The 9832-nt window shown below is 39.7% G+C and carries 6 protein-coding genes; all 6 read left to right on the top strand.

Going from position 1 to position 9832, the window contains the following annotated elements:
• Positions 1–1391 (top strand): phage baseplate assembly protein V (locus tag QRN68_RS12170; protein ID WP_285397152.1); only part of this gene is annotated, 1391 nt, incomplete at its 5' end.
• 15 nt (positions 1392–1406) lie between these two features.
• Positions 1407–2504 (top strand): pentapeptide repeat-containing protein, encoded by a 1098-nt coding sequence (locus tag QRN68_RS12165; RefSeq protein ID WP_285397151.1) that lies wholly within the window; start codon positions 1407–1409, stop codon positions 2502–2504.
• Positions 2505–2543: 39 nt separating this feature from the next.
• On the top strand, positions 2544–3041 hold the full coding sequence (locus QRN68_RS12160) for a hypothetical protein (protein ID WP_285397150.1): 498 nt from the start codon (positions 2544–2546) through the stop codon (positions 3039–3041).
• 83 nt (positions 3042–3124) lie between these two features.
• Complete coding sequence (locus QRN68_RS12155; RefSeq protein ID WP_285397149.1) at positions 3125–3523, top strand: DUF4280 domain-containing protein; 399 nt, start codon at positions 3125–3127, stop codon at positions 3521–3523.
• Between the two features lie 35 nt (positions 3524–3558).
• Positions 3559–9087, top strand: a complete 5529-nt coding sequence (locus QRN68_RS12150) for an RHS repeat-associated core domain-containing protein (RefSeq protein ID WP_285397148.1) — start codon at positions 3559–3561, stop codon at positions 9085–9087.
• A 20-nt stretch (positions 9088–9107) separates the two neighbouring features.
• Positions 9108–9638 carry a hypothetical protein gene (locus tag QRN68_RS12145; RefSeq protein ID WP_285397147.1) on the top strand — a complete coding sequence of 177 codons (531 nt, stop codon included), beginning with the start codon at positions 9108–9110 and terminating at the stop codon, positions 9636–9638.
• The last annotated feature ends 194 nt before the right edge of the window (positions 9639–9832 follow it).

The raw sequence follows: 9832 nt of genomic DNA, 5'->3' as shown, positions 1-9832 counted from the left end.
ATTCCTATGTCTATATGACAGATGCAGAAACGGCTATTGAAGTATTGCAAATCACTAGTGATGGACAAGCTAGGCCTATTTTTAATGGGCTAGCGTTAGATGTACAAGTGAAATCGGTGTTGGGCACCTATTATTTAGAGGTTAAGGCGGTTTCGCATACGTATGTGCTAGATGTTAAAAAGAAAAACCAAACCTATCAAAATGCAAGTATGCCATATAGTGAATTAATAGATGTATGTATTGCTGATCAAAACGGTGCAGATTTCATGGATTGTGTCACGAATGGGGCTAGTCTTGGTAGCTTTACGATGCAATATATAGAGACAGATTGGGAATTTCTTAAACGAATGGCATCGCGATTTCATACAGGCTTGGTGCCAGACACGGTACATTCAGCCGCAAAGTTTTACTTCGGTGTACCGTTTCAAGCTGGGGGTACGCCGGAAATGGAGGCCATCAATTATCGAGTAAAAAAAGCGATTGGCAACTTCCTTGTCTCCAGTAAAAATCATCTCGACAGTATTACTGATAGTGACTACATGTACTATGAAGTAGAATCGCTTCAACCATACAAAATAGGTAATGAAGTTACTTTCCAATCTAAAACATTGTATGTCTATAAAATCTTCTCGACGCTAAAAGATGGTTTATTCAAGCATATCTATACGTTAACACCTCAGAACGGTTTCAGTGTTCACACTACTTATAATCAAGCCATTATTGGTGCTTCTATTCAAGGGAAAGTAATTGATGTTGCAGGAGACAAAATTCGCATTCATGTCGATTTTGATGAGGGGCAAGAAAAGGAAACGGCTTATTGGTTTCCATATTCAACAATCTATGCATCAGAAGATAATACAGGATGGTACTTCATGCCGGAGCTATCTGACAATGTGAGAATCTACTTCCCGGGCAATCGTGAGAGTGAAGGGATTGCGATTAGTTCTGTCTCAAAAGCGCCTCCAAAATCTGGTGCGATGTTAGCGGCGACGAATCCGCCTAGTCCAGGAGGCGGTGGAAGTGGCAGTGCTAGTGGCGGTGGCGGCGGTGGGTCAAGACCTGCACCACCAGAGGATAGTCGCCAAGATCCAGCACGTATGGCTGATCCAGATGTCAAAACACTCAGAACGAAGCATGGTAAACAAATTTTACTTGCACCCGATCGGATTGTCATATCTGGTGGAGGATTAATGATTTCGCTGATGGATGATAATGGAATCTCTATCATAAGTGATAAAAATATTACTTTACAAGCAACAGAGAAAGTCGCCATCAATGCGAAGCAAATTATGATTAATGCCAATGAAAAAATTGAGATGACTTGTAAAGAAAATTCAATCAAGATGGAAGACAAAATGGAGATTAAAGGAACGGAAGTACGAGCAAATTAGTGAGGATGTGGATGCATGAAACGAGAAGAAGCATTACAGCATTTTATGGATGAATGCGTGTCAGTTCATGTCAGCCGGTTGCAAGAGAAGGTTGATCGACAGTTTCGCCAAGAGAAGGAAGTTTTGCTACAACCAATCATAAACGCACTTGAACAGTTGTTTGCGAATAGTAGAGATCAGCAAAAACAGGAAAAGTTAGCGCCAGTTGCCTTTATCCATCTTTCATTGCTACGAACATCATTACTAGAAAATAAGTGTACGTATTTGCTAGAAGCATATGGAGAAACATGGTATTACGATTGGGTAGAATGCACGGCACAGTATGAAGCAGACTGGCTTAGTGAGGCGATGATAGATTTACAAAAAACGCTTGAAAGAGAAAGAAAACCATATATCACTATTCAATCTGCTGATGTTCGAGCAATTATTCAACAGATCGTCATTCTGTTTCATCAATATATCATTCAATTGGTACGCTACTTGTTTCGCTATCAAAAAGAAAGCGTCCCTGCAATCAATTTTCAACGAGCAGCGTGCTTGCGATTTCGTGTCGGTGAATATAAAGGGTTTAGTGAAGATGTTGCAATCATTGACGAACAGGAACGAGAGGAAAACAATCTGCTCTCATGGTTAGAGAAATGCGAGACGGACAAATCGTATACGTTTGAAAATTTCTCAAGCCTACCATTACAGCAAAAACATTTCAATCAAATGGACTTTTCCTATGCGAATTTCAATGGGAGTGACTTAGAAGGTGCTTCATTGAAACAAAGCGTTTGCATTGGTACTAGTTTTGTAGATTGTAAGTTAGCGAATGTTGATTTTTCTTATGCAGCCATTCAAGATGCAGATTTCCGAAATGCCAATTTAGTAGGCGCTAATTTTACTCATGCACAGGGAAAAACGCTGAGGCTTTCCGATGGTGATGTTCCGTGCTACCTGGGTACTGATTTTAGAGATGCTAATTTGGAAAATGCACGGTTTGAGTTTGCGCAGATTACAGGTGCCAATTTTACAGGTGCCAATTTAAAAGGGGCTACCTTCTTTAAACGTGATCAAGAGAAATGTAGATTTAGCCCAGAGCAGATAGAAGACATTCAATGGATTCATTAACTGTGAAATCGACAGATATGATAGGTACAGGAGGAAAAGATGGAGTATTTTATTGTTCGGCAAGATCAAAGCATTACAAATCCAATTATTCCTTTCAAGACAGACCTCGATGATAACTTTGTCTGTTCGTCTGTATTTGGGGAAGTGGTAGAGAAAGAGAATGCGATCTATCTGGATTATTTAGAGAAGCCCAAAAGAATCGTGTCTGATGATCTAAAAGAGTTGTTAGTGAAATACGAGGATAACTTAGAGTTTACAGCCATCGTCTTTACGGATGTGAAGAAAGGGACACAGCGCGTGCATTGGCTTATGGACATTGTGAAGAAGAACTGTATTGCCGATGAGACAACTTATTATCCAGACGGACAAATAAAGGAACTCGTGATTGACCCTAAGAAAGTGGAACTAGATTGTATTTTTCAAGTCGACGGCAAAAAGGAATCTTTCACCATCGTCAATTTAGATGTGGCGGAAAGTATGCTGCGACGACCATTTCTCGGGATCCAGTTGCAGCGAGTAAGACTAGCGAGACGATAGACAATGTCTGTTAAATCAGCTCAAAACACTGTTGAACAGTAGTTTGAAACAGTGTCAAAGCGATACGAAAGGATGGATTCCTAATGGCTCAAGTTGTGGAGAATTTAGAGACAGAAGGTTCGGAACAGGAGCAATTTAGTTATGTAGTACATGGAGCAATCATTGCCTGTGAGCATGGTAGCCATCTAAATTATTTAAACTTGCCGCAAGATCATGGCGTATTTATCAAAGAGAAGGCCGTGATGAATGTAGGAGATCGAAACCCTGATAACATTCCAACTTTTGGTGTCTGCTTAAAGTTGAAAAAACCGTGCACGCCAGTCTGTTCCATTGATTGGTTGGAAGGGATGGAAAATGTCAATGTCGAGGGGAAGCAAGCGTTATTAAGCCGCTGCCATACGCAATGCTCAGCAGGTGGAGGCAAAATCGATATTGTTCATGACGGGCAAGAGGAATTGGAAATACCAATACAAGGTTTTTAAAAGAAAAGACTGACTGAAAGGAGGTAAGTAACGCAATGACAGGAGAAAAAGAAGTACACATTGTTAGTACGTATGAGGATCTTGAGCTCGTATGGCCTTATCCACTTATTCATTTAGATAAACTAACAATCAAACATAAGGGCAATGACCATGCGAAATTGTACTTTACGGGAATGATCGCTGAAGAGCAAGCGCAGAAATATATTCAGCGGGTCAGTCATACAGATGAAGTAGTTGTGAAATTTGGACGAAACAGTGACATATTATTCTCAGGAAGAATTGAAAATGCGGAGTTGCAGGCATCACAAGGCGTGCACTATGTCTCTGTTGAGGCGGTATCATTTACGGCAAATATGGATATTGAGAAGCGCTCACGTTCTTTTCAAGATGCGAATATGACGTATGTGCAGTTAATCAATACTATCGTGGGAGCCTATCCTCAAGGGGATTATATCGACCGTGCTTCTAACGGTCAGGCGGTTGGTCAAATTTCGATCCAATACTTAGAAACAGACTGGGAATTTATTAAAAGAATGGCCTCCCGTTTGCATGCGGTTGTTTTTCCTGATTTAAAAGGAAAGGGTGCTCGATTTTGGCTTGGTACACCTCAAAGTAGAAAAAGTGTAACTATCGATCAACTGCCTTCTGTATTACGTATGGATGTGGATGCGTATCGACTCATTACTGAAAATGATGGTACGGATGTGAGTGAAGCCGATTATACCTTCTGTGAGTTTGAAAGCACGGAAGCCCATGACTTAGGTACGTTGGTGCAATTAAAGGGAAGATCCTATGTTATAACGGCTCGGGAAATCTATCTTGATAAAGGTGTGTTGAAGTTTCAATATACTGGCCAACCAGAGAAAAGTATTCGTCAGCGATTAGTACGTAATTTAGATCTCATTGGTGCAGCATTTACAGGAAAGATCATTGATGTCACGCAAAACACCGTTAAAATTCATTTAGATATAGATAAAAACCAAGATAAAGAAAAAGCACATTGGTTTGCTTATTCAGCAGATGCCAATAGCGTTATGTATTTAATGCCCCAAATAGGTGCACGTGCCCAATTGCATTTTCCAAGTGCAGTGGAAGAAGAGGCCATCGTCATCAGCTCGGTGCGTGTTAATCCAGTCACAGCAGAGGGTGGGCAAAAGCAGACGAAGAAAATGGCGGATACGACCGTTAAGTCCTTGGCGACCAATGCTGGGAAAGATGTGACATTAGGTGTTGGAGATATTAGTTTTAGTGCAGTAGATGGGGTATTGGACTTAAAGATGGATGATGGAGACGGCGTAACATTTCAAAGTAACAGTACCATCATGATAGCGGCAGATGAAACACTCGAAATTAGTGGGATGAAAGAGCTATCTGTGAAGGCGGAAGAATGGATTGCTATATCAGCGCAGGAGAAAAGCCACGTGATCCTTGCGACTGACACCCAGTTAATCAGTACGCTCATCGATCAAGAAGGTACGGAGAAGAAAAGCCAACCACCGAAATTAAATGCAGAAGCGATCGAAGCCACGTCGAAAGTTGACGTAATTTTTCCACAAAAACAAGAAAAGAAGAAAGAGAAAAAAGGCTTCTTTAGTAAATTATTAGATGGCGTAAGTGTAGCACTAGATGTCGCTGGATTTATTCCTGTCATAGGTACATTTGCAGATATAGCGAATGCAGGAATTAGCTTGGCAAGAGGAGACTACATGGGAGCCGCCATGAACATAGTAGGTGCAGTCCCAGTAGTTGGTGATGCAGCAAAAACAGCCTATAAAGCCGGTAAAGCTGCAAAAGCTGCAGATGCAGCAGTTACAGCCGCAAAAGCTGCGGATAAAGCAGTGGATGCATCTAAAGCAATAAAAGGGATGAAAGCAGCTTATTCGAAGGTATCTAAAACGCTAGATACAGTAGCAGCTCTAGCCAATAAAGGATCTAAGAGCGTAAAGACGGCAGCAGATAAAGTCATTTCATCGATGGATGAACTGCTCGCTGCGTCAAAGGCAGTAGAAGGTATGAAGGCTATGGCCAAAACTGGGCTAACGAAATTTAATCATGGGGTATTAAAGAAATTTAATTGTACACAAGGGTTAAGTAAAAAATTCTGTAAAAGAGGATTTGAGCCTGTTGATTTAATCACAGGGCGTATGATTTATGAAGGCATCGACTTTGAACTACCTGGACCCATCCCCCTTTCATGGGAACGCGCTTGGTACAGTGATAGTAGTCGGATTGGCTTAACAGGTCATGGTATGCATTTTACATACGATCTAGCCTTAGAGATTTTTGAAGAAGAAGACCTGATTGGGATTGTTGTGACGGATGGTCGCGCAGTTGGTTTTCCAATTTTACCAATAAACTTGCCGTATTTTAACAAACGAGAAAGAATGACTTTAACAAATACAGGCGAGGAGTATCATTTGTTTGAGCATGATACACGATTGATTTATGTATTTGAACAAACAACAGAAACAACTTACCGATTAAAAGAATTAAGAAATGAACAAGACCATCATATTCAATTTGCTTATAACCTTAAAGGGTTCCTATCTCAAGTAACAGACAGTGTGGGTAGAGTGCTCGAGGTTACTACTAATGAGGTAGGCAGAATGACAGAGGTTGCTTTACGTAACCAGATGAGTCGTGAAGTTTTAGTTCGTTATGTTTACAATGATGGACAGGATTTAATCGAAATCCAAGATGCGTTAGGGCAAAGTACGCATATCAAATATGTTAAACATTTAATGATGCAAAAAATTGACCGCAATAAAAATAGCTTCTTCTGGCGCTATGATGGTCCAACTACAGGTGCACGAGTCATCAAAACATGGGGAGATGGCAATGTCCTTGCAGGGGAGCTTTCCTATCACGAGGGCTATAACGAAATTACGAATAGTTTAGGCCATAAGAGTTATTATTATTTTAACGAAGATAATCTTTGTACGAAAATTGTTCACCCAGATGGTAGTGAAGTCAGCTACGAATATAATGAAGACTTTGAATTACTCCAAACAGTAGATGAAGATGGACGTGTCACGGCATATAGCTATGATGAGTGGGCAAATCCAGTGACGATTACTCTTGCAGATGGCAGTACCTTATCTTCACAGTACGATGAGAAGGATAGGCTAATTCAGGCAGTAAACGCAGAGGGTGGAAGTCGACAGTGGATCTATAATGAAGACGGTTCATTACAGGAAAATATTTTAGAAGATGGCACAAAGACTGAATTTTCTTATAATGAGCATCGTTTAATTGAATCGGTGACAAATGCGCAAGGCCATGTGGTAAGCTTAGCTTATGATGCTGACCTGAACTTGAGTCAAGTGACATTGCCAGACGGGACGAGCTCGACCTGGGCGTATGACCGTCGTGGTAACTGCACAACAACGACCAATCCGCTAGGGGCCACAGAGAAATACCGTTATGATAACTTGAATCGCCTAATACGGGCAAATCTTTCAGATGATAACGATGTTCAATTAAAGTACAATGCCTATGATGATGTCATTTTTGCAAAAGATAACCATACGCAAGTAGCCTTTGATTACACGATTCTTGGTAGCTTAAAGTCTCGAGAACAAGGTGGAAAGAAAGTTAAATTCACCTATGATACAGAGGAGCAGTTAACCTCTGTCATCAATGAAAGAGGCGAAGCGTATCAGTTTGAACGCGATACGAAAGGGAATATCATCAAGGAAATCGGCTTTGATGAGATGGAAAGAACGTATGAGCGAAGTCTAGCAGGATTGGTTCAAAGAATTCAACGTCCAGGTGATCGTTTTACAGCATATCAGCATGATGGTCTAGGGAATGTTATTCGAGCTGATTATTATGATGACACTTGGGAAACGTTTGGCTATGACAAAAATGGTTCGTTAATTGAGACTGAAAATGAGCATGTGACTGTAAAGTTCGAGCGAGACCCATCTGGACAAGTGATCAAGGAATGGCAGAATGACCATTGGATTGCGAGTAGCTATGACGAATTAGGAAACCGTTCACAGATTACAAGTAGCTTAGGTGCAAAAATCGATGCCGCTCGTAATGAAATGGGGAATGTGTCGCAAATCACAGCCTCTCGCTCAGATCAAAAACAGTGGACAGCATCCATGCAGTACAATGAACTCGGTCAAGAGATTGAAAGAATCTTACCGGGAGATGTCATCAGCAAATGGCAGTATGATGCAACGGGTAGACCAACACACCATCGAATAAGCAGCCAAAACCGCGATACACGAAGACGAGCGTATAATTGGGACGTCAATCATCGCCTACGAAGCAAGGTAAATGAGTTAACAGGTGTAAAAGTTACCTATGGTTACGATGAATTCAGTAACCTCGTGTGGGCGAATCAAGACAGTCGTCAATTTGACTTCTTATACCGTAGTGTCGATGATGTCGGGAATTTGTATGAAACAAAAGAAAAGGCAGATCGTGTCTATGGCGCCGGCAGCAGATTGCTTGAAACGAGAGAGGCAATATTCTCTTATGATGATGAAGGAAATCTGGTTCAAAAAGTCGAAAAGAATGGTGGTACGTGGAAGTACGAATATAACGGCAATGGCATGATGTCGAAAATCATCAAACCAGACAACACAGAAGTTACTTTCAAGTATGACTCGCTTGGTAGACGAATAGAGAAGTGTTCTGACGATATAACTATGAGATTCGTATGGGATGGGAATACTATCCTACACGAGTATTTCTCGTGTAATAATTCAGATATATTTGAAAATATAGATGAGTATTCATCACAGAACGACTCAGAAATACCAGATAATCTAGTCACATGGGTGTTTAATGATGGGTTCGTACCTTCAGCTAAAATTACAAGTGAAGGTAATTACAGCATTGTTAGTGACTATTTAGGAACGCCTGTCGAAGCTTTTGATGAAGAAGGTAATAAGGTTTGGTCAGCAGAGCTTGATATTTATGGACGAGTAGTGGAGTTCAATGGTGAGCAGGATTTCATTCCGTTTAGGTATCAAGGACAATATCACGATGTAGAAACAGACCTTTATTACAATAGGTTTAGGTACTATGACCCAGAACAGGGACAGTATACACAACCAGACCCGATAGGACTTGCAGGGAACAACCCTACTTTATATGGCTATGTGCTTAATCCAATGGTTGAATTTGATCCTTTAGGACTTGATTCTGATGTTTTATTTGGTCAAATAAGGATCAGTGATACCTTTAGAATAAATTCCGATGCTCCTGATTACATCAGAGGAAGAAGCATTTATGATGTTGCAGCGGATTTGAAAAATGGTGTACTAAATCCATCTCAATTACCAGTAACTTATTTTGTAGATCCAAAAACAGGTTTAAAAGTTGCCGAAAGTAATCGAACTCTTGCTGCATTGTCACTTGCAGGAATGAAGCCAACAGTTTTAAATGAAATTCAACCAGATAATGTACTTTTAAAACGATTAAATGAAGATCCGATAAAGTATCGAGGAAGTAAATATAGCATGCCTGGAAGAGAGATTCCTGTAACACCAGGTCCAAAAAATCAGACTATTAAAGATATAATAAAGTTGCCATGTAATGGAAGGTAATTTGTTAGGAGAGTAAATTTATGGGCTATATAGTGAAACAAGTAAATTTTGAATGGAGATTTCATAGTTGTGATGATCCTTATTTTAAGATTGGTGAAAATGGCTTGGAAGTAAACTGTGCTATCTATTTAGGAGATAAGGAAAAAAAATTCGAAATAAATTCACTTCTAAAGAAATATGGATTAAAGTCTAACTCAGATATAATTGATCTAGATGATGCTTATGATTTAATATATTCACACCTTAATAAGAATGGATTAAAAAATGAAATGGAAGTTTTGGATACAGCATATAATAATGCTGGAAAGGGTTTGGTTTACTTCGAATTCAATTGGTTTGACTATATTTTTTATTCGAGTGAAGAGCGTATAGTAAAAAAATATAATAAGTTTGCTCCAATTTTTCGCAATGGTCCAGGTCTTTATGAAGAGATTAATTCGCAAGGCGAAAGAGATTATTATATTTTTGTTGGGCATGATGCATCACTTGTGATAAAGACATCTAAGGAGTACTCTTCATTGCACATTAAGAGATTATACGAAACAAAATGAAGGTGAATAATAGTTTTTTTGGGGGTATAAAGTATTAGGTTTCTTAATTAAAATCTCAAAATATATGTAGAGAATGATATGCTATCCCATTTAGTGATCCCGATCGGGAGTCTATATTTTTATATGATAAAATTAATCAAGGAGCATTCCTGTTAGAAAGATTTTCAGGGGCTTGAAAAATAAAAAGCCCTCTT

It is taken from the genome of Lysinibacillus sp. fls2-241-R2A-57, assembly GCF_030209535.1.
Classification (GTDB): domain Bacteria; phylum Bacillota; class Bacilli; order Bacillales_A; family Planococcaceae; genus Lysinibacillus.
The sequence above is the reverse complement of the archived record's forward strand: the minus strand, read 5'-3'. Positions and strand labels throughout refer to the sequence as shown.

What these genes read in the sequence shown, in the direction of transcription:
- QRN68_RS12145 (WP_285397147.1), top strand. Translation starts at nt 9,108, where the DNA reads ATGGGCTATATAGTGAAACAAGTAAATTTTGAATGGAGATTTCATAGT.
- QRN68_RS12165 (WP_285397151.1), top strand. Translation starts at nt 1,407, where the DNA reads ATGAAACGAGAAGAAGCATTACAGCATTTTATGGATGAATGCGTGTCA.
- QRN68_RS12150 (WP_285397148.1), top strand. Translation starts at nt 3,559, where the DNA reads ATGACAGGAGAAAAAGAAGTACACATTGTTAGTACGTATGAGGATCTT.
- QRN68_RS12155 (WP_285397149.1), top strand. Translation starts at nt 3,125, where the DNA reads ATGGCTCAAGTTGTGGAGAATTTAGAGACAGAAGGTTCGGAACAGGAG.
- QRN68_RS12160 (WP_285397150.1), top strand. Translation starts at nt 2,544, where the DNA reads ATGGAGTATTTTATTGTTCGGCAAGATCAAAGCATTACAAATCCAATT.